Annotated in this window: 17 protein-coding genes; all 17 read right to left on the reverse strand. The window is 33.4% G+C overall.

Annotation, left to right across the window (positions count from 1 at the left end):
* Positions 1-50 precede the first annotated feature (50 nt).
* Positions 51-1,481 carry a HAMP domain-containing sensor histidine kinase gene (locus tag EGX95_RS25110; protein ID WP_000054047.1) on the reverse strand — a complete coding sequence of 477 codons (1,431 nt, stop codon included), beginning with the start codon at positions 1,479-1,481 and terminating at the stop codon, positions 51-53.
* 11 nt (positions 1,482-1,492) lie between these two features.
* The gene (locus EGX95_RS25115) at positions 1,493-2,164 is read right to left on the reverse strand and encodes a response regulator transcription factor (RefSeq protein WP_063246636.1); all 672 of its coding nucleotides are present in this window, start codon (positions 2,162-2,164) and stop codon (positions 1,493-1,495) included.
* 114 nt (positions 2,165-2,278) lie between these two features.
* Positions 2,279-3,115 (reverse strand): SGNH/GDSL hydrolase family protein, encoded by an 837-nt coding sequence (locus EGX95_RS25120; RefSeq protein WP_063246637.1) that lies wholly within the window; start codon positions 3,113-3,115, stop codon positions 2,279-2,281.
* A gap of 98 nt (positions 3,116-3,213) precedes the next feature.
* Positions 3,214-4,122 (reverse strand): polyisoprenyl-teichoic acid--peptidoglycan teichoic acid transferase TagU, encoded by a 909-nt coding sequence (locus tag EGX95_RS25125; RefSeq protein WP_063246638.1) that lies wholly within the window; start codon positions 4,120-4,122, stop codon positions 3,214-3,216.
* 127 nt (positions 4,123-4,249) lie between these two features.
* The gene (locus tag EGX95_RS25130; protein WP_063246639.1) at positions 4,250-5,275 is read right to left on the reverse strand and encodes a GDP-mannose 4,6-dehydratase; all 1,026 of its coding nucleotides are present in this window, start codon (positions 5,273-5,275) and stop codon (positions 4,250-4,252) included.
* Entirely contained in the window at positions 5,250-6,626 is a 1,377-nt protein-coding gene (locus EGX95_RS25135) for a UDP-glucose dehydrogenase family protein (RefSeq protein WP_063246640.1), read from the reverse strand. Before EGX95_RS25135 ends, EGX95_RS25130 begins: the two co-directional genes overlap by 26 nt.
* A 547-nt stretch (positions 6,627-7,173) precedes the next feature.
* Positions 7,174-8,679, reverse strand: coding sequence for a polysaccharide biosynthesis protein (locus EGX95_RS25140; protein WP_063246641.1), 1,506 nt, complete (start codon positions 8,677-8,679; stop codon positions 7,174-7,176).
* 261 nt (positions 8,680-8,940) lie between these two features.
* Entirely contained in the window at positions 8,941-9,792 is an 852-nt protein-coding gene (locus tag EGX95_RS25145; protein ID WP_064774827.1) for an ATP-grasp fold amidoligase family protein, read from the reverse strand.
* 259 nt (positions 9,793-10,051) lie between these two features.
* Positions 10,052-11,197: a hypothetical protein gene (locus EGX95_RS25150; RefSeq protein WP_063246642.1), complete on the reverse strand. Its 1,146-nt coding sequence runs from the start codon at positions 11,195-11,197 to the stop codon at positions 10,052-10,054.
* 178 nt (positions 11,198-11,375) lie between these two features.
* Positions 11,376-12,467 carry a glycosyltransferase gene (locus EGX95_RS25155; RefSeq protein ID WP_063246643.1) on the reverse strand — a complete coding sequence of 364 codons (1,092 nt, stop codon included), beginning with the start codon at positions 12,465-12,467 and terminating at the stop codon, positions 11,376-11,378.
* Complete coding sequence (locus EGX95_RS25160) at positions 12,464-13,684, reverse strand: glycosyltransferase family 4 protein (RefSeq protein ID WP_161484622.1); 1,221 nt, start codon at positions 13,682-13,684, stop codon at positions 12,464-12,466. The genes EGX95_RS25155 and EGX95_RS25160 overlap by 4 nt, the downstream gene beginning before the upstream one ends.
* A gap of 85 nt (positions 13,685-13,769) precedes the next feature.
* Positions 13,770-14,420 carry an acetyltransferase gene (locus EGX95_RS25165; RefSeq protein ID WP_063246645.1) on the reverse strand — a complete coding sequence of 217 codons (651 nt, stop codon included), beginning with the start codon at positions 14,418-14,420 and terminating at the stop codon, positions 13,770-13,772.
* Positions 14,417-15,076 (reverse strand): sugar transferase, encoded by a 660-nt coding sequence (locus tag EGX95_RS25170; RefSeq protein ID WP_063246646.1) that lies wholly within the window; start codon positions 15,074-15,076, stop codon positions 14,417-14,419. Before EGX95_RS25170 ends, EGX95_RS25165 begins: the two co-directional genes overlap by 4 nt.
* On the reverse strand, positions 15,076-16,191 hold the full coding sequence (locus EGX95_RS25175; RefSeq protein WP_063246647.1) for a DegT/DnrJ/EryC1/StrS family aminotransferase: 1,116 nt from the start codon (positions 16,189-16,191) through the stop codon (positions 15,076-15,078). Before EGX95_RS25175 ends, EGX95_RS25170 begins: the two co-directional genes overlap by 1 nt.
* Positions 16,192-16,214: 23 nt before the next feature.
* Positions 16,215-18,026 (reverse strand): polysaccharide biosynthesis protein, encoded by a 1,812-nt coding sequence (locus EGX95_RS25180; protein WP_063246648.1) that lies wholly within the window; start codon positions 18,024-18,026, stop codon positions 16,215-16,217.
* A 59-nt stretch (positions 18,027-18,085) separates the two neighbouring features.
* Positions 18,086-18,967, reverse strand: coding sequence for a UTP--glucose-1-phosphate uridylyltransferase BpsC (gene bpsC / locus EGX95_RS25185; RefSeq protein WP_063246649.1), 882 nt, complete (start codon positions 18,965-18,967; stop codon positions 18,086-18,088).
* 246 nt (positions 18,968-19,213) lie between these two features.
* Positions 19,214-19,981, reverse strand: a complete 768-nt coding sequence (locus EGX95_RS25190) for a tyrosine-protein phosphatase (RefSeq protein WP_063246650.1) — start codon at positions 19,979-19,981, stop codon at positions 19,214-19,216.
* Positions 19,982-20,013 lie beyond the last annotated feature (32 nt).

Consider the following 20,013-nt stretch of genomic DNA (forward strand, 5'->3'; position numbering starts at 1 on the left):
GATAAAAAAACGTTGTTTCGAAAATATCGCATAATTGTTTCATAAATGTATCATTTAACCGCTTTCAAGTTTTTTATGTCTTCCATCCGTCTCGGAAGTAAGAATGTAATAAATATGGTAGTACCAACCTCTTCACTACTCTCAATCCGCATACTTCCGCCCTGCTTATTCATAATCTCCTGACAAATATACAAACCATACCCATTCCCGTAACTAGAAGGAAGTACCTTCCCTTCTGGCGATTCATTCCACTCTGCCAGCACCCCTTCATCGATACCAATGCCATCATCATGAACAAACACCTTCGCCTCACGCTCATTTACAATGACATTCATACGAATTTGCGTAGCATCGCTATATTTTATCGCATTATCAAGCACATTTAAGAAAATCTGTTTCGTCTTATCGAAATCGGCAACAACATATACATCTGTTAACTCATTGATAACTTCAATCTCAAACTTCTGCAGACGAGGTTTCACGATTGAAACTGCTTCTTCGGCTAACTCCTTTATATTCACAACTGTAGGTGATATTTCAAACGTACTCGTTCCGTACTTTGAAGACTTAAGTAATTCCTCTACAAGTGATAATAAACGCTCACTTTCTACAGCTACATAACGCAAGCTCTCCTGTACATCTTCCTTCGCCTTTAACTTCGGAATTAAATCCACATAGCCAATAATCGCCGTTAGCGGTGTTTTTAGCTCATGCGTAATACGGTCTAAGAAATCTTTCTGCTTCTCTTTCTCTTCCTTCAATTGCTTAATATGTAGTTCAATCCCATCAGCCATCGCATTAAAAGATGCGGAAAGCTGCGCAATTTCCACATATTCATTTAGCTCAATCTTACTTTTATAATCACCATTCGCAAGCCGGTGCGCCATTTGTCTTAACTGATCAATCGGCTTATGAAGAGACTTTGCCAAACGAATTGCAAAGAAAATACCTGCAGCTACAAGGCAAAGAGACGTCATTAAAAACGTCCAACCGACATTTGTTAACACTTCCTTCTCACCCGTTAACTCATTTATAAAACGAACACTACCAATGACATCGTTTCCATAATACACTGGGCTTGAAAACAAAAGAATTGGAGCTGGGTCTCCCTCTTCAAACACATAAGATTTCTTCCCCTTCAAAGAACTCTCAATATCAATATTCCGATGAAGAAGCGCTCCCTTTTGCGTATCCGCCACAACATCTCCATTCTTCCCAATCATCTGTACACGGACATCCATGCGCTTCGCTAAATACGAAGCAATTAAAAGTGAATTCGGACCGAGCGTCTCTACCTCTGCTTCCTTCTCTAAATAATTCATCGTATAAATTTGTGCTTCTACACTTAACTTTTCTAAAGAATTTGCCGCATTATGATACATATTCTTCTCTAACGTAATATAAACAACTGCGTACAAAAGAACAAATATCGGGATTAACAGTCCAACGATTCCAAATACCATATTTCTTTTTAAAGACATACCATCACCACTTAACAATCCAGTTTATAGCCAACGCCATAAATTGTCTTAATATATTCCCCGCTACTCCCTAGCTTCTTCCGCAATCTTTGCACCATAATATCAACCGCTCTCGTATTTCCGATATACTCAAATCCCCATACTTTCTCAAGTAGCTCATCTCTCATAAATACACGCTGCGGATTGGAAACAAACAACTGACATAAATTAAACTCTCTGTACGTTAACTGAACCTCTTGTCCACTCACATGCACTTTTCTTTCCTTAGGACAAATCGTTATCTCTCCCGCCCCAATTACTTCATAGCTTACCGTTACCTCTTTCTTATTCACGCGGCGCGCCATATTCTTAACCCGAAGAATAAGCTCCGCATAATTAAACGGCTTCGTCACATAATCATCTGCACCAAGCTGCAAACCGAGCAATTTATCATTCATCTGACTCTTCGCAGTTAACATGAGCACTGGAATATCCCGATCCTTCTCCCGGAACAAACGAAGTAACTCATACCCATCTGTATCCGGAAGCATAACATCCAAAATCAAAACATCCGGCCCTTCATTCCATCTCTCTAAAACTTCTCTCCCGTCAGCCGCCGTAAGCACTTCATATCCTTCCATCTCAAGCTGCATCCGAATCAAATTACGAATACTCGACTCATCATCCACTACAAGTATTTTCATTGTTCTCCTCCTTCCATCCTGTATTATAGTACAGTTTAGTATAGCAAAAATCTTATAAAAAAAGAGAGGGTATTGTCGAACATATGTTGAACGACAATACCCTCTCCCCTTTTATTATTTAGCTACAAAATAATCCGTTACATATTGTGCCCAAACTTCATGACCTTTAGCAGTTGGGAAACCAAACTCTTCTTTTAAGTATGGTAGGATAGCCTTCGTTGTTGCATCTGGCCACGCTCCCCAATGATCAATATATGTATAATTATTTTGCATCGCAAATTGTTTTAACGCTTCAATCGCTTTCGGATAATTCTTCGCACCATACACTGGGTTTGGTGGTTGAATCATAATCGTAGCACCCTTCGCACTAGTAGAAAGTGCTTGAACAAACTTCTGCGTACTCGCAACAGAGTTCCCGTTACCAGTTTTACCGTTATCAGTAATAAATGGTGGCTCAAATAAAATCACATCTGGATTCTCTTTCGCAATCTCTTTATCACGCTTATTTGCAATCAGCTCGTCTGTGCTCTCACCCTTATATTCCTTTACAGTCACATTCCATAAACCTTTACCGTAAGCAGTTTCTAAATTAGACGTTAACTTAGCTGCCCAAGCACCTTTTTCAGATGAAGAAGCTTCATCCCCAACAATAACAAGATTTACTGCTTTTTTCTCCTCAGCAGCTTTCTTTAACTTCTCTTTCACTGCATCTGGCAAGTTCTTCGCGTATGCCTCATTAAAAGATGATTTCGCATCTTGTTTTTTCTCTTTCTTTTTCTCTTTCTCTTCTTTCTTCGCTCCGCTATCTTTCACTTCAGCCTTTGTTTTCGTTACTTCACTCGTCTGCCCTATTGCATTCGCAATCTTCTTATTCCAGTATAATTTACCGCTCACAACCGAAGCGACAAACAATACAAAAATAACTAGGACAAGTACTGCTTTCTTATTCATCGATTCACCTCATCTATTATTCTCACAACATATAATACTAATATAAATTCACGCAAAAATAAACCCAACTCCTACCAAAGGAGTTGGGTTATTACATATTACTTAGTCACTTCAAGGTGCGCTCTTAACTTATTCGTTAAATCTTGTTTTGCTGCATCTGGAACATAGTAGTACCAAATACCATCAGCGGCTTTGTGACCGTCACCTGGAATTTGAATATCCTCACTATTTTTCAAGCAATCTTTATAGTTCTTTTGCATATCAAACATTTGATCTTGCGTTAAGTTTGTTTTCACGTTCTTTTGAATCGCTGTTAACACATCACCATAGCTTGATAAAGAAGAGAAGCTTGCACCCTTCTTAATAACAGCCTGCATTACTTGACGTTGACGCATTTGACGCCCGAAGTCGCCGCGTGGATCTTCCTTACGCATACGTGTGTAGGCTAGGGCTTGGTCACCTGTTAAGTGGATATTTCCTTTTTGAAGGTGCTTCCCTTCAAGAGAAAACTCTAAATCATTATTTACATCCACACCACCAACCGCATCAACAATGTCTTTAAAACCTTCCATATTCACTTCAATATAATAATTGATAGGAACATTTAAGAATTTTTCTACTGTCGCAACAGACATATCTACGCCACCAAATGCATAGGCATGGTTAATTTTATCACTTTTCCCTTTTCCAACGATTTCTGTATATGTATCACGTGGGATACTTACTGTTTTCATTGAATTATTTTTAGGGTTTAATGTGATGACCATTAAAGAATCTGAGCGACCTTTATCTTCACCGCGTTCATCGGCTCCTATTAATAAGATAGATACTGGTTCAGATTTATTAATTTTTTCTTCTTGTTTATTACCTTCATCACGCTTTAACGGTTTATGAACTTCTTCTAATGTCTTTGAGACTTTTGAGTACACATTATAAGCATAGATTCCACCGCCTATAATCATTACTCCTATAACCCCTAGTATCCATAATAGGATTTTCTTTTTCATTGCGATAGACCTCTTCTTTCCATTATTCCGGATTTCCCCAGATAATACAAATACTAATTTAGTCTATTATACTAGGAATGATATTCTATAACTAGTATATTATCATTCAAGTACCGTAGGCTTTTAATTATTTTACTTTATAGTAATCTACATACCAATTAGTAAATTCTTGTAATCCCTTTTCAATAGATGTCTCAGGTTTAAAATCAACAGCTTTCTGCAATAAATCTGTCGATGCGTAAGTAGCCGGTACATCCCCTGGCTTAATAGGTTCAAAATCTTTTTTAAACTCTACTGCTCTTCCTAATGAGTTACTCAATGCTTTCTCTAATGCTTTAATAAATACCATCAACTTTTCAGGGTTATTATTACCAATATTAAATACTTTATGCTTTACATCTTCTACAGGCGGATTGCTTAAAAGGCGTTGAATTCCCTCAACAATATCATCTATATAAGTAAAGTCGCGATATAAATCATTTTCAAAGTCACCATTATTAAATATCTTAATGGATTCATCATTGAAATACTTATTTGTAAAACCAAAGTAGGCCATATCCGGACGCCCCATTGGCCCGTACACTGTAAAGAATCGTAATCCAGTTGCAGGAATCTTGTACAAGTGACTATACGTGTGTGCCATTAACTCATTTGATTTCTTAGTGGATGCATAAAGTGATACCGGATTATCTACAAAATCTGTTTCCTCAAACGGTACCTTTTTATTAGCACCATAAACTGAACTAGATGATGCATATACAAGATGATCTACTGGATAATGTCTACATGCTTCAATAATATTATAAAAACCAATAATATTACTTTGAATATATACATCAGGATTTTCAATTGAATACCTCACACCAGCTTGTGCAGCTAAATTCACCACAATATTTGGCTTGTACTCTTCAAAAAGTTTATTAATTGTATCCTTATCCGAAATATCGCCTTTAATAAAAGTAAAGTTCTCATATGGTTTAAGGTTCTCTAAACGAGCGTATTTAAGATTCACATCATAATAATCATTTATATTATCAATACCTATTACTTGGCACCCTTGTTCTAGTAGCTTTTTAGAAAGAAAGTATCCTACAAAGCCCGCAGCCCCAGTAATAAGATATTTTTTACTAATATCTAGAGGTTTGTAATTCAATATTATTCAACTCCTTCATATATTCCCTACTTGTTGATTTCCTACCAATAGAATGATATTCTATTCCCACTTCTTGCATTACTTGAACATCATATATATTTCTTCCGTCGTAAATTAATGGTGTTCTCATTAACTTCTTATACATCTCTGGAGTTAACGCCTTCACTTCGCCCCACTCGGTGAAGATAAAGCAAACATTTGCCCCGTCTAATGCCTGTTTAACATCTGTAACATATGTGATATTTCCATTTTTATTTTTTCCTTCTGGATACACTTTCGCAAAGTTATTGGCACCGACTGGATCAAACGCATAAATGTCTGCACCTTGCTCTAATAGTAGAGGAATATTTTCAAGAGAAGCAGCTTCTCTTAAATCATCTGTACCAGGTTTAAATGTCAAACCTAATACCGCCACTTTAAGACCATTAAAAGTAATTAATCTTTGACTCGCTTTTTTGTATAATAAAGTCTTTTGATCTTTATTCACATCGATTGCAGCTTTTACCGTTCTTAATTCGTAACCATTTTGTCTCGCTAAATAGTCTAATGCTTTTGTATCTTTAGGGAAACATGATCCACCAAAACCAATACCTGCGTTTAAAAACTTACTTCCAATACGCTCATCAAAACTCATACCTTTTGCAACATCTTGAATATCTGCTCCGACCAACTCACAAAGGTTTGCAATATCATTCATATAAGAAATTTTAAGAGCAAGGAAATCATTAGATGCATACTTAATCATTTCAGCTGATCGTCTATTAACTGAAACGATAGGTAAATGAAATGGTTTATAAAGATTTGTTAATATCTCTTCAGCCCATTTACTTTCTGTACCAATAACAATTCTTTCTGCATATAACGTGTCATGAACAGCAGAACCTTGCGCTAAAAACTCTGGATTTGATGCTACTTCTACTTTCACATCATTAACTAAAAAATCTTGAATAAACTGCTCAACTTTATCGTTCGTTCCAATTGGAACAGTGGATTTTACAACAACAAGGCAATCTTTTTCTACACTTTCAGCAATCTGTTTTGCAACAGTCGCAATGTATGAAAGATTCGCAGAACCATCAGCTTGTTCAGGAGTTCCTACACCTATAAAAATGGCATCTGCATCTTTATATGCTGATTTATAATCAGTTGTATAATTAATTCTGCTAGCTGTATAGTTTTTCTGCATTAGCTCCTCTAAATCAGCCTCATATATTGGAGAAATGCCAGATTTCATTAATTGTACCTTTTTTTCATCAATATCAACACAAGTTACTTGATGACCAACTTCAGCAAAACATACCCCTGCTACTAGGCCAACATAGCCTGTTCCTGCTACTGCTATTTTGTACATTATTACACCGCCCTTTATTTTTATGCTTATTTACCTTTTCAATAATAATTGGAATAAAGCTTTTATTTAACAATCAGTTTATTAATTTCACAGTACTATAGCAACAAGAATTGGTTCACTAGGATTCCAAAGTAATACTATTTGACTAGACTTGAAAAATAACCGATACCCATAACTAAAAAGATAGAGTACTTTTAAGAAATAATTAACTTTAGTTTCCTTACCAAATTCATATACGTGGTATTCAAAATGAAGCTTGGAACTACCCCATATTTACAAAAAACTTATAAATCGATAAACCTCGACTTATAACAAGCACCCAACCACAATGTTGGGTCTGCAAAAAGTAAGTCACAATGACTATTTTCCGATTTTATAAGAGAAACATCTCTATAAAGTAATTCTTTATAATAAAAGATAAACCAATTGGTAATGTTTCAGTTGATTTACCCCTTACATACTAGAAATACATTTCAATAAATATACTTTCTTAATAAAAAATACTGTTTTCAATTCTTATCGAACTAATTTCTCCAAAAACCTCTTGTCATATTCTACGAATCGCTATAGTTATTTTACGCATGAACAATAATAAATCACTTTTAAAGAATATAAATTTGTAGAAAAAGACTACAACTGTAGCAATTATAAAAACTTCAATAGCACGCAATCCCCACATAAAATAATTACTTATTTCAAAGCTAGGAATAAGGCTTACTAAGAAAACTATTGTAGCAACCTCAGCAATACAAGAAAGTAGCCTCTTTATAACTACTCTTATACTACGATTTAATATATGTTTTGAGGAATATAACGCATATTGAAATGTTCGAAATACCATAGCGCATAAAGTCCCAATTGTTACACCAATGAGCCCTAACTTTTGCACAAAGATTATGGAAATAGTTATATTCATTAATGATTCAAATATAGCACCGTTTCTAGTTTCCTTAAAATGTCCAACCGCTTCAACTAAATCATCATAAGGAATTCTAATGCAATAAAAGAACATACTTGCCGATACCATATAACCAAATAAAGGCCTATAATAATTAACATCATTAACCCCTTTTGTATAAACCATAACAAATGGAACTATGAGTAGAGCTGTACATGTAAAGGCAATCGTAGCTGCAGTAAATAAGAAAAACTCATATATTCGGAAATTTTCCGAAAGCGCCCTATCCTCTTTATTCGCAATCATATTACCTAATGCTGCTCCAATTCCTCCAGAAAGGGTAAGTATTAGTGTTCTTATACCATTTACAACTAAATAATAAACTGTATATACAGATATTTGCCACACTGTTGAGAAAATAGTCAAAATAACCAAATCAGTATTATTGTTGACAAATACAGCTATTTCCTGTGTAAAAGCACTCCATCTTTGAGAAATAGCAGATAGATCAGGAGTCACATTTTTTATAATATGATAATGTTTATGGACATAAAGTATTAATAATATCGGATTCAAAGTATAAACGGCAGTAATACCCAATTGAACAATATGAATAGAACCACCCAAGTTTATTATAATTATTGTAACAATAGTACTTAATATTATTGTTATTATTTGTATTATAGAATAAATGTAATTTCGTTGATCAGCTAATAAGAGCATCTGATATGTAATACCTAAATAGTTCTGAATAACAGTACTTGCACCCATAATTAAAACAAGGCTAAAAGTAAATAACCATCCAAATTCACCATCTATAATAAACGGATATACAAAAGCAAAACATATTAAACAAGCTGCAAAAATTAAGGCAATCTTTTTCATAAAAAGCATTGTCGCATATAAAATCTCACTAATTTTTGTAATATTATTTTCTGCTAATGGTTTATAAAGTGCTGCTCTAGTAACCGCTGCTATTCCCGCTTTTAGTAAAACAATAGTGTTTAGAAATTGCAATATTGAAGCAGTCAATCCATTATAATTCGAACCAAAATTTGAAATAATTAGCCATGGAAGTAAAAAGCCGCAAATCATATTAACGGCTTCACGAATCAAACCTATTGATGAATTAAGTAATATCTTCTTACTACGCAAACGTTTATATCCTCTCAAATAAATTAATATTTCTGTTAGATTTACTACTATTGTAATAATTTGACCTTTATATCGCTCCCCCGTGACGTGACTGATGCATTAGATGGTACTTTTCCATTAATTATACATTCAGCACTAATAACACAATTATCACCAATTGAAAGTTCCTCACCATAAATTGACGCTATCGATACCTCATATAATATAAAATATTTTCATTACTATACGAGTTACCAATATCAGTTAATAATTCTTTTCATTTCACTTTTTTAAATCAATCATATCTCCCAATAAGATATCATCTTTTTCATTTAAGAAAGGTACAAACCCTGAACCGTCATAAAAAGTCATTTCCCCGAAGTAAAGTTGTCCATTCACAAAATACCAATCGACCCTTACGTGGATTATATTTGTTGCTAAAACCTCTGATAAATGAATCATTTCATCAAGAAAATTCGGTTTTTCCATAGGAGTTTCAGTGAGTTTGATCCCTTGAGAAATACCCATATTATTCCATTCCAAGTCATAGAAATCCTGTGTGTAATTTTCGGAACCTCTATTACTGTGAACTTGGATCAACCTTGCTTTGCCGTTAAAACACAAAACCTTATAATCAATCAAAGATTGATTACTTGGATCTTCTAAATATTTTTCGGCAATGATAAGAGGTTTAACATTTTTATATGGCCATTCTCTCCCATAATAATAAGCATTTTGCTTTAAATGACTATTAAGTTTCTTAACTATCCCTTGTACATCGATTTTACTTTTATCCTTACAAATGACTACACTTTTGGAATCATGGTTGCATTTTAATACGAACTGCTTGGGCAGCTTTTCAAAATCTATTTCAGAAGCATCTTTCCAGACCCCTATTAGTGGAACTAAATACCTCTCACCAATTTTCTCTTTAATATAATTTCTAACTTCATATTTATCAACTAATCTTGTATATTCAGAATTACGATCATTGATTTTTAACCATTGCAGCTTTTCATTAAATGTTCTTGGGTTTTTTAAATCTAAGTTTTTCCTTATATTTTTATAAAATATAATTTTTAAATATAACGAATCGGGTATAATTTGAAATAACCTGATTAATAAAGATTTCATATTTTTCTCCTTTTGGATAATAATATCGAATTGTTTATACACTTTATTTTTGTATCTATTATTCTAAAAGAACATACTTGTAACTACTCTGTCCCCTATAAAAAGAGCAGGAAGACAGAAAAACCTACAAGGAAAATGACTAATCTGTTTTTATTATTATTATGTTGAATGACAGCTCTCACCATAAAATATGGTGGTATGTCCATGTACCACCACTAAAACAAAAACAAACAAAGCAAAACTTGATCTACCAAATTTCTCAATTAAGGGTATAGCTCAGCAGGTACAAAAACTTAAAACTAGTTAGATTTCCACGAGTACAAGCTATAAAAAGAATTATACAAGAGAGAATAAAAACAAACTGTCTAAAATTAATTTTTATTATTTTGTTATACCGACTCGATTCTAGTACATATGCAAGTAGTGGAATTGCTATAATAGACAAAAATATTACAAACCTGTGAAAAGTATTATATTCAATTGAGAATACAATTAGTAGTACAGCAATATATTTACAAAAAACTAATAATTTTTGTATATTATGTAAATCACCCTCTATTTTAATAAACCTAGCTGTTAAAGAAATTAAATAAAATATAAATAATAGGCTTATCCCTCCTATTAAATACTCCCAAAAATACCAATAAGTTCCCGAAGATACGTAATCTTTAGTTTTTTCAAAACTAGCTAAAAGATATTCCCTACCAAAGATATATAAAATCGGTATTACAATTAGCACAAATAAAACCTTCGAGAACTTCTGATAATTATTTTTACTCTTTTCAATTACAAGGTAGCCAAATCTAATTATTACTAATACCAATACTGCAGGATGTATCAATGATACCAACACATACCATACTATATTCTTAAATATAGACTTACCTTCAACCATCTCCTTATAAACAAAAACAGCTACAAACGAAAATCCAAGCATTGTCCTTATCCCTGAAATAACTTCTATTAATACACCTAAAGACATGAAAAAAAACAGTATGAGCGCTCCATCAGTTGAAGACACCTTATACCTAATAACACTTTTTTTTAGTATATAAAAAACGTTACTATAAAAAATAAACGCTGTAAGAGCAGGCAATAAACCATCTATCTTAGTTTTACCGATTAAATACATATACAACAAGTTAATTGGGGTTGTAGAATTTAACATTTCATTCCATAGCTCAATGGAATTTAAGCTCCCCCAAATGTGCATTATTGGTATTAATCTATATAAATCTGCTCCCGAAGATGGAACAAAAAAGAAAGACATTGTAGATAATATTAATGTATAAAAAAATAATATTTTACCTATATATTTGTTTCCTAGCTTAGATATTAAAAAACACATTATCCAAAGTATTAGCACATAGGTAAAAAGAGAAATAATTCTTTCGGTAAGGTACAATTTAACTCTCCCCATTTTCAGATTTCTATCAATAGATGCTACAACGTTAAAACTTTTGTATCACTAAGACTTGTATTAATAAAGGGAATAACATACAATTAACGCTAATTATGTTTACTATACTTCTTTTATAAATTAGTATTCTATCAAATAATTAAACTTAATTACGCTATTCACTTTAGTTATCTTTTTTAATTAATTTATTATACACACTATGACTTTTTTTGGCTAAAGCATCCCAATCGTAACTTCGAGATAGTTCTATTGCACTGTTCCCTTTTTCTTCGATTTCACTTTTTTCACGAATAAGTCTTTTTATAGCTATAACTATACTCTCTATTTCAGTTTCAGCAATCCATCCTGCATTATTGCTTTCAATTTCCTTAGCCATATTTGTGCCAGTCGTTACAAGAGATGGTAATCCATATGATAATGCCTCAATTAAGCCCATTGGATGTCCCTCAAATCTTGAAGTTAAAACAAAAAAATCACTATCCAAAAGTACAGCTTCTTTTTCACTATCATAAATTCCATCTTTCACTTTTATAATATTGTCTAAACCATGTTTAACAATTAAATTAGTTATCTCATTTTTTGAGCCGTTTTGATCCTTTCCATAAATGTCAATTTGAATAACTCCATCTATTTCATTCTTTAGTTTTGAACAAGCCTCTATAAGTAAGTCTATCCCTTTATGAAAAACATGCAATCTTCCTATAAAAACTCCTTTTAAGGGAGAACGTTCTCTAAAAGTATTCTTTATTGTTTTGACATAAGTACCATTAGGAATTATCAAATGATTTTCATTCCACCAATCACCAGAATCTCGATATTCTGCTTGATTCAAGTACTGGATAGCACGTGCATTCTTTATAAATTTGTTGAAAATTAATTTGTTTGAAATTTTCTTTTTAAGAGATTTAATTTTTTGAGCTCCTCTTGTTAATGAGCCCCTTGGAATTATAATATATGGTATATTGCGTTTAACAAGATCTTTTGAAATTAGATAGTAATCTATAAAATAAACTCCTTGGAATACAACTAAATCCGGAGAGTTATAAGGGGCAGGGAGCTCCGATATTTTTTTCGAAGAAAAATCCTTAGTATTACCATATTTTATGTTTTTAGTATCATTTTTTTTATATGTAGAGTTCAAATTATACCAAAAAACTTTATCAATTCGGCTTTGACTTTCTATTTGAGCGGGCACACTGTACGTAAACCCTGCTGCCTTATTTCCAGAAAGGCAGGAAATGTATACAATATTCAACTTAGTTCCTCTCCCATTAAATTGCTTATTTTATTATATGTTTTTTCTCTGTCAAATAAAGTTTCTGCTAGTTTACGATTATTTTTTCCCATCTCTCTCTTTAATTTCTCGTCGTTAATTAAAGCAATAAGTTTTTCAGATAAATCTAATGCACAACCATTTATACAATTAAATCCTGCCCTGTAGCCCTCTACAAGTTCTTTATATTCATTAGATTCCTGAGTATTTAATACAGGTAAGCCTGCAGCCGCATAGTCACCTACTTTGTTTATAATACTACCTGCAGATCCCTGCTTTATTGGGTTCACCGCTATATCACAAGACTTTAAAATTCCAACCATCTTATCATACCCTAATCTACCAGGAAACACTGCATTTACCCCAAGCTTTTTAGCATAAGTCTCAAATTTAGACTTATGTGGTCCATCTCCCATGACGACAAATTTAATATTATTTATCCCTTTATCTTTTACTATCTTTAAGGCATCTATTACACTACAAATATCATAACTATGTCCCAATGTTCCTATATAAACAAGCCACATTTCATTATTAGGTTTATCTGTTAGCTTATTCTGCTCAGCCAAATTATCAAAATATGCTAATTCGGTACCTAGATAAATCCCGAGAGCATCTATACCCTTATTATTTGCCTTTAGTGCTCTATCAGCATAAGTTTGGGAAACTGCTACAATTTCATCTGCAGTTGAGTAAATATACTCAGCTTTTCTTTTCATTGGGTAGAAGATAATATCCTTAATTACTGGGATATTAAATACCATTTTAAATGCCTCTGGCCATAAATCTTGAACATCAATAATAAACCGAATATTATGTTTTTTTGCGTATTTCGCGGCTGTCTTTGCTACATCTAATGAAGGAACTGCACAATAAATAACATCAGGTTTTTTCCTATTACTTAAGTATTTTCGTAAATTCCGCCCCATTACATAATGACTATAAAAACGTTTAAACGAAACATTTTTAGTGTACCCTGGTTCTTTTAGCATCGTTAGCTTATAGCTTATACTTTGTTTCTGTTCATTTGTTACATTTCGTTGCTTTTTAGTTCTATGTGAGAAATTTGTTGTTACAATTTCAACATTGGCCTTTTGTTTATCTATCTTTTCTGCTATATAATTAAATCTCCCATTGCCTACCTCACCTGGTACTTGTGTAAAGTGAGCTATTATTAAAATGTCCTTCACTTTTTTCACCCAATCTCTATATATGCGTCGAAAAGATTCAACTTTTCCACTAATACCCATACCATTATTTCATTAGATAACTAAGCCCTAGAATTTAGGAATTTACTAAGGTTTTCTTCTCCTTTGCAGGAACCCCAACATATAAATAATTTGGTTTAGTATTTTTCGTCACTACAGTCCCCGCACCTAATACTACATTTTCCTCAATGGTTAAGCCTTGTATTATCGTAGCACCTGTTCCAACCATGGATTTTGACTTTAAATTAACATTTCCTGATACCTTACTTCCAGGCATAACTGTTACATAATCTAACATCAACACATCATGACCTAAAGTCGACCCTATATTAATATGCGAATGATTTCCCATCTTACATTCAGGATTAATAACAACACCTGCACATATAATATTTCCGTCTCCAAGTTTTGTATAATTACTAACTACCGCGCTTGGATGGATTAAATTTACCCATTGAACATCATTTAACTTTCTTGAAATATGCTCTCTTATTTCTCCATCAGCAATTGCTATAACACCATGTATTTTTTGTTGTTTTGACAACTGCTTAATATAATCCGTATCTCCAATTACTTCATATCCTAAAACTTCGGTACCAACTAAGCTTTTATTATCATCTACAATCCCTAATAGCTTATACTCTGGATTTATTAAATTTAACTGTTCAATAATTTCAATTACTTGTTTACTAAAACCGCCACTTCCAATAACTACTAGATCTTTCATTTTCCAACCTCATTTTTATTTATGCCAATTTTTTTTGAACCTTTAAATTTTGTGTCTTTAATATTATTATTGAAATTAATTCCTTCGCGTATGAAAACTTTCTTAATAGTTAACAAAATAATTTTAATATCATTGCTAAAACTAACACTTTCTACATATTTGACATCGAGGTCAAATTTATCTTCCCAAGATAAAGAGTTCCTTCCTGTTGCCTGTGCTAGGCCGGACAAACCTGGTCTCACTTCATGTCTACGCTTTTGATGGGAGTTATAGAGAGGTAAATATTCAACCAATAGAGGCCGAGGGCCTATAATTGACATATCACCCTTAATAATATTAAATAACTCTGGTAATTCATCTAAGCTTGTACTTCTCAAAAGCTTTCCAAATCTAGTGTACCTCATCTCATTAGGCAGTAACTCCCCATTTTCATCTCTTTGATCTGTCATCGTCCTAAATTTATACATCATAAAAATCTCTTCATTAAGACCAGGTCTTTCCTGCTTAAAAATCACCGGACTCCCAAGATTTATTCTCACAAGCAAAGCAACTATTAAATAAACCGGACTAAGAACAAGAATAGCAATCAAAGAAAGAATGAAATCCATTGGTCTCTTTATAAATCTCCCATAAATACTTCTTTTAGAATTCTTCATTATTTCAACCACAATCCCTTAATAATCTCTACTACTCTAGCCAAATCTTTATCCGTCATTTTTGTATCACTTGGTAAACAAACACCATTCTCGAAAAGTCTTTCTGATACATCTGTACCAACAAAATCATATTTCTCAAAGAATGGTTGTAAGTGCATAGGTTTCCAAACTGGTCTAGATTCAATATTTTCTTTTTCAAGAGCTTCCATTACATCAATTGGGCGAATCCTACCGTTTAGTGTCATAGAACTTAGCCAATAGTTTGGTTCGTTCCACTCATTACTAGGCATAAATTCAATACCTTCAAGCCCTTCTAATTCTCTCTTATAAAAATCAAATATGTATCTTTTCTTCTGAACCCTTTGATCTAACACTTTAAGCTGTCCTCTACCAATACCAGCAACTACATTACTCATGCGATAGTTAAAACCTAATTCACTATGTTGGTAATGTCTTGCTTGATCTCTACTTTGAGTAGCCCAGAACCTTACCTTTGAAACTCTTTCTTCATTATTAGAAACGAGCATACCACCACCAGAGGTTGTAATAATCTTATTTCCATTAAAAGAGAAAATACCATAATCACCAAAACTTCCAGTATGCTTCCCTTTATAGTACGTTCCTAAAGATTCCGCAGCATCTTCAATTAAAGAGACATCATATTTTTTACAAAGTGCAACAATCTTATCCATATCCGCAGAAAGACCATATAAATGAACTACTATAACTGCCTTTACGTTCGGATATTTTTTAAAAGCTTCTTCTAAAGCTTTAGGACACATATTCCAAGTTTCATAGTCACTATCTATGAAAACGGGAGTAGCATTTTGATAAATGATAGGGTTGGCAGTAGCTGAGAATGTAAGTGTTTGGCAAAAAACAATATCTCCCTCCCCTACTCCCGCTGCTTTTAAAGCCAAATGAATTGCAGCTGTCCCAGAGGACAGTGCTGCAGCTTCTTTAGAACCAACTTTCTCGGCTAGTTCTCTTTCAAATCCGTTTACATTTTCCCCAAGTGGCGCAATCCAATTTGTATCGAAAGCTTCCTTAACATAATGCATTTCATAACCTTCATCACTCATATGTGGTGATGAAAGAAATATTCTGTCTCCCATTTAAAAAACTTCCTTCCCTTAAATTAGTTGTTTAGATTAACTTTATTATTTGCAATATCTAATAATCTTTCTCTTATTTCTTCTTTACTAATTCCTTCAAAATCATTCATAAACTGTCTTAGAATTGCTTGATCCATTAAAACAGCCTTTCCTATGTGAATTTTAGGGAATATTTGCTCTGGATGAATCTCACCCTCATTCAATAACTCTTCATACATTTTTTCACCTGGTCTTAATCCAGTAAATTCAATTCCAATTTCCTCAATAGAATACCCCGAAAGGGTAATTAAGTTTTTAGCTAAATCCACGATCTTTACTGGGTCTCCCATATCGAGAACAAATAATTCCCCACCTCTAGCTAATGTACCAGCTTGAATTACTAACCTAGAAGCTTCTGGTATTGTCATAAAGTAACGAATCATATCAGGGTGAGTAACTGTTACAGGTCCGCCTTTTTGAATTTGTTTCTTAAATAACGGGATTACACTCCCCCTACTTCCAAGGACGTTACCAAACCTAACAGCTACAAATCGCGTACCTGTACTTACAGACGCCATATGTTGAACAAGCATTTCAGCAAATCGTTTTGTAGCCCCCATTACGTTCGTTGGATTTACAGCTTTATCTGTGGAAACCATAACAAACGTATTTACTTTAAATGTATCTGCAGCTTCTGCAACATTTTTTGTGCCAAAAATATTGTTTTTTACAGCCTCTTCAGGATTACGTTCCATTAAAGGTACATGTTTATGTGCCGCTGCATGATATACGATATATGGCTGATGTTTTTTCATGATTTCAAAGATTTTATGTCTATCTTGAATATCAGCAATTTCTGTCGTAATTTCAACCATATCTTTATAAGTAACTCGCATTTCCATTTCGATATTATAAATGCTGTTTTCACCATGTCCTAAAAGTACGATTTTTGCTGGTTTATACTTCATCACCTGACGGCAAATTTCTGATCCGATTGATCCGCCAGCACCAGTTACTAAAATTGTTTTACCCGCAATTTTTTCTCCAATCCCTGCATCATCTAATTGGATTGGCTCTCTTCCTAATAAATCTTCCACTTGTACATCTCGGAATTCATTAACAGAAACTTTGCCATCTAAAAGATCTTCAAGCATCGGTACAATTTGCGTTTTCGCCTTCGTTGTTCTACACTTCTCAAAAATCTCATTTATTTGCCCTCTATTTAATGAAGGGATTGCAATAATGATATGTTCTATATCATTATCTTCCACAATTTCTTGAATGTGATTTGTTGTACCAATAACCGGCACATTATAAATTTCTAATTTTTGTTTATTTCTATCATCATCAACAAACGCAATTGGATATAAATCTGCTTCTTTATTATGTTGTAATTGACGCACTACCATCGTTCCTGCTGAACCCGCACCAATAATTAATGTTCGTTTTTTATCAGTAGCTTTTGTAATATATGTATCACGGAACATACGCCATACAAAGCGAGAACCACCAATTAATAATAAGTGTAGCATCCATGCGATTGCTAAAATTCGAACATAAACATCATGATTTATAATTTGTTGAACAATTGCTGTTACTAAAATTGATAGCGTAATTGCCTTAAATATTTGCTTTAGCTCTCCAATACTTGCATATTCCCATGCCTTGTTATACAACTTATAAATAGCTGCAAAAACATGATGACTACACAATAATGTAATAGAACTAATAACTACTGTCATAGGAATTTTGTTTAATACATTTGGATGTATAAACCAATAACTTAAATACACGGCAGTTAATACGATAAATGAATCTAATAAAATTAATAATGAGAGCCGTCTTCGATAACTCAATATACATGTTCCCTTCTTTATATAATTCTTATCTTATTCATAATAAAAAGGACATTCTCTTATGAATGTACCTCTTCCTTTTTTACAAGTTCTTTCATATATTTCATCAACTCTACATTTAATTCTTCATTTTGTAGTGCCATCTCAATCGTCGTCTTAATAAATCCAAATTTCTCCCCAACATCGTAACGCGTACCTTCAAAGTCATAAGCAAATACACGTTGAACTTCATTTAATCGTTGAATTGCATCTGTCAATTGGATTTCCCCACCAGCACCTGTTTGTTGATTTTCAAGGAACATAAAGATTTCTGGCGTTAATACGTAACGTCCCATAATTGCTAAATTTGATGGTGCTGTACCTTCTGCTGGTTTTTCAACAAATTGACGCACTTGATAACGGCGTTCATTTTTTTCAATTGGATCGATAATACCGTAACGATGTGTTTCGTTTTCAGGTACTGTTTGTACACCAATAACTGACGACTGTGTACCTTCATATTGATCCATCAATTGACGTAAACAAGGTGTTTCAGCTTGTACAATATCATCACCAAGTAATACCGCAAATGGCTCGTTTCCAATAAATTTGCGTGCACACCATACTGCGTGACCCAAACCTTTTGGCTCTTTCTGTCTTATGTAATGAATATTAATTTTTGAAGAAGCTTGTACTTTTTCTAGCATCTCATGCTTTCCTTTTTCAAGTAAGGTTTGCTCTAATTCAAAGGAATGATCAAAATGATCCTCAATAGCACGCTTTCCTTTTCCTGTAACAATAATAATATCTTCAATTCCTGATTCTATCGCTTCTTCTACTATGTATTGAATTGTTGGTTTATCAACAATGGGTAACATTTCTTTCGGCATTGCCTTTGTTACCGGTAAAAATCTTGTCCCCAGTCCCGCAGCTGGAATAATTGCTTTTCTTACTTTTTTCAAATCTAGTACCCCCAAATCATATTGTTATATCCATATGTAACAATAACAAAAACCCTATCTATGGAGTTATAGTTATAACTCCATAGGTAGAGTTTCTACAGTAAATAAATTATGGGCATCTAACCCATCCTCACGTCATACTCCCGACGACAAGCGTCTAAGGTAGGTTCGAAATAAAAATTTCTACCCACAGCACGACCGAGTGCCTCCGTTGATAACGGTTAGGAGACATCACCAATTCTTTATTTAAAAAATACCAAACAATTTTTTACGACGAATTTGTTCTGGATCTTCTTTATAAATTGCTTTCCCGCTAATGATTAAATACGGATTCTCTCTTAAATCATTCATAACAGTTGCACCGAATTCTTTCTCTATTAGTTCATAGCTTTCTGCTAAATGAAATCCTCTTGACGTTGTGTTATGTGCATCTGATGCAACCATATGTGTTAAATTGTGTTCAACAAGTTGTAGTGAAAATTTTTTAATTTTTTTCCCGAATTTACCTAGGAGACTTCCTGCCGTCACTTGTGTTAAAGCTCCCTTATTTACGAGGTTATATAACTTATCTGGCCGCTCAATTAACTCGGCATTACGTTCGGGATGAACGATAATTGGGATCATTCCTTTTACACGTAGTTCATAAAATAGTTGTTCTGTATAACGAGGTACATGATTAGATGGAAATTCAATGAATATGTATTTGTTTGTTTCATTTAAAGTAACGATTTTACCAGCTTCATAGTCTTCTAATAAATCACCGTATAACCTGACCTCTTGCCCCGGTAAAATGGTAAGTGGAATATTATGTTGTTGTAATTCATCAGTTAATTGCTTCACTTGATGAATAATAGAAGTACGCTCATTTACATATTTTCCATTTTGATGATGTGGTGTTGCGACAATTGTATGTATTCCTTCTGCCACAGCTTGCTGTGCCATTGCTAAGCTATCAGTTACTGTTTGTGCACCGTCATCGATACCAGATAAAATATGGCAATGTAAATCAATCATTTGTTTTGTCCTCCCTCGCTTATAGTAATCTT

Source organism: Bacillus sp. FDAARGOS_527, from assembly GCF_003812125.1.
Lineage (GTDB): Bacteria > Bacillota > Bacilli > Bacillales > Bacillaceae_G > Bacillus_A > Bacillus_A paranthracis.

Coding starts and splice junctions, on each gene's coding strand:
- EGX95_RS25120 (WP_063246637.1), bottom strand. CDS start 3,115: ATGAATAAGAAAGCAGTACTTGTCCTAGTTATTTTTGTATTGTTTGTC.
- EGX95_RS25190 (WP_063246650.1), bottom strand. CDS start 19,981: ATGATTGATTTACATTGCCATATTTTATCTGGTATCGATGACGGTGCA.
- EGX95_RS25145 (WP_064774827.1), bottom strand. CDS start 9,792: ATGAAATCTTTATTAATCAGGTTATTTCAAATTATACCCGATTCGTTA.
- EGX95_RS25110 (WP_000054047.1), bottom strand. CDS start 1,481: ATGTCTTTAAAAAGAAATATGGTATTTGGAATCGTTGGACTGTTAATC.
- EGX95_RS25175 (WP_063246647.1), bottom strand. CDS start 16,191: ATGGGAGACAGAATATTTCTTTCATCACCACATATGAGTGATGAAGGT.
- EGX95_RS25135 (WP_063246640.1), bottom strand. CDS start 6,626: ATGTACAAAATAGCAGTAGCAGGAACAGGCTATGTTGGCCTAGTAGCA.
- EGX95_RS25125 (WP_063246638.1), bottom strand. CDS start 4,122: ATGAAAAAGAAAATCCTATTATGGATACTAGGGGTTATAGGAGTAATG.
- EGX95_RS25115 (WP_063246636.1), bottom strand. CDS start 2,164: ATGAAAATACTTGTAGTGGATGATGAGTCGAGTATTCGTAATTTGATT.
- EGX95_RS25170 (WP_063246646.1), bottom strand. CDS start 15,076: ATGAAGAATTCTAAAAGAAGTATTTATGGGAGATTTATAAAGAGACCA.
- EGX95_RS25165 (WP_063246645.1), bottom strand. CDS start 14,420: ATGAAAGATCTAGTAGTTATTGGAAGTGGCGGTTTTAGTAAACAAGTA.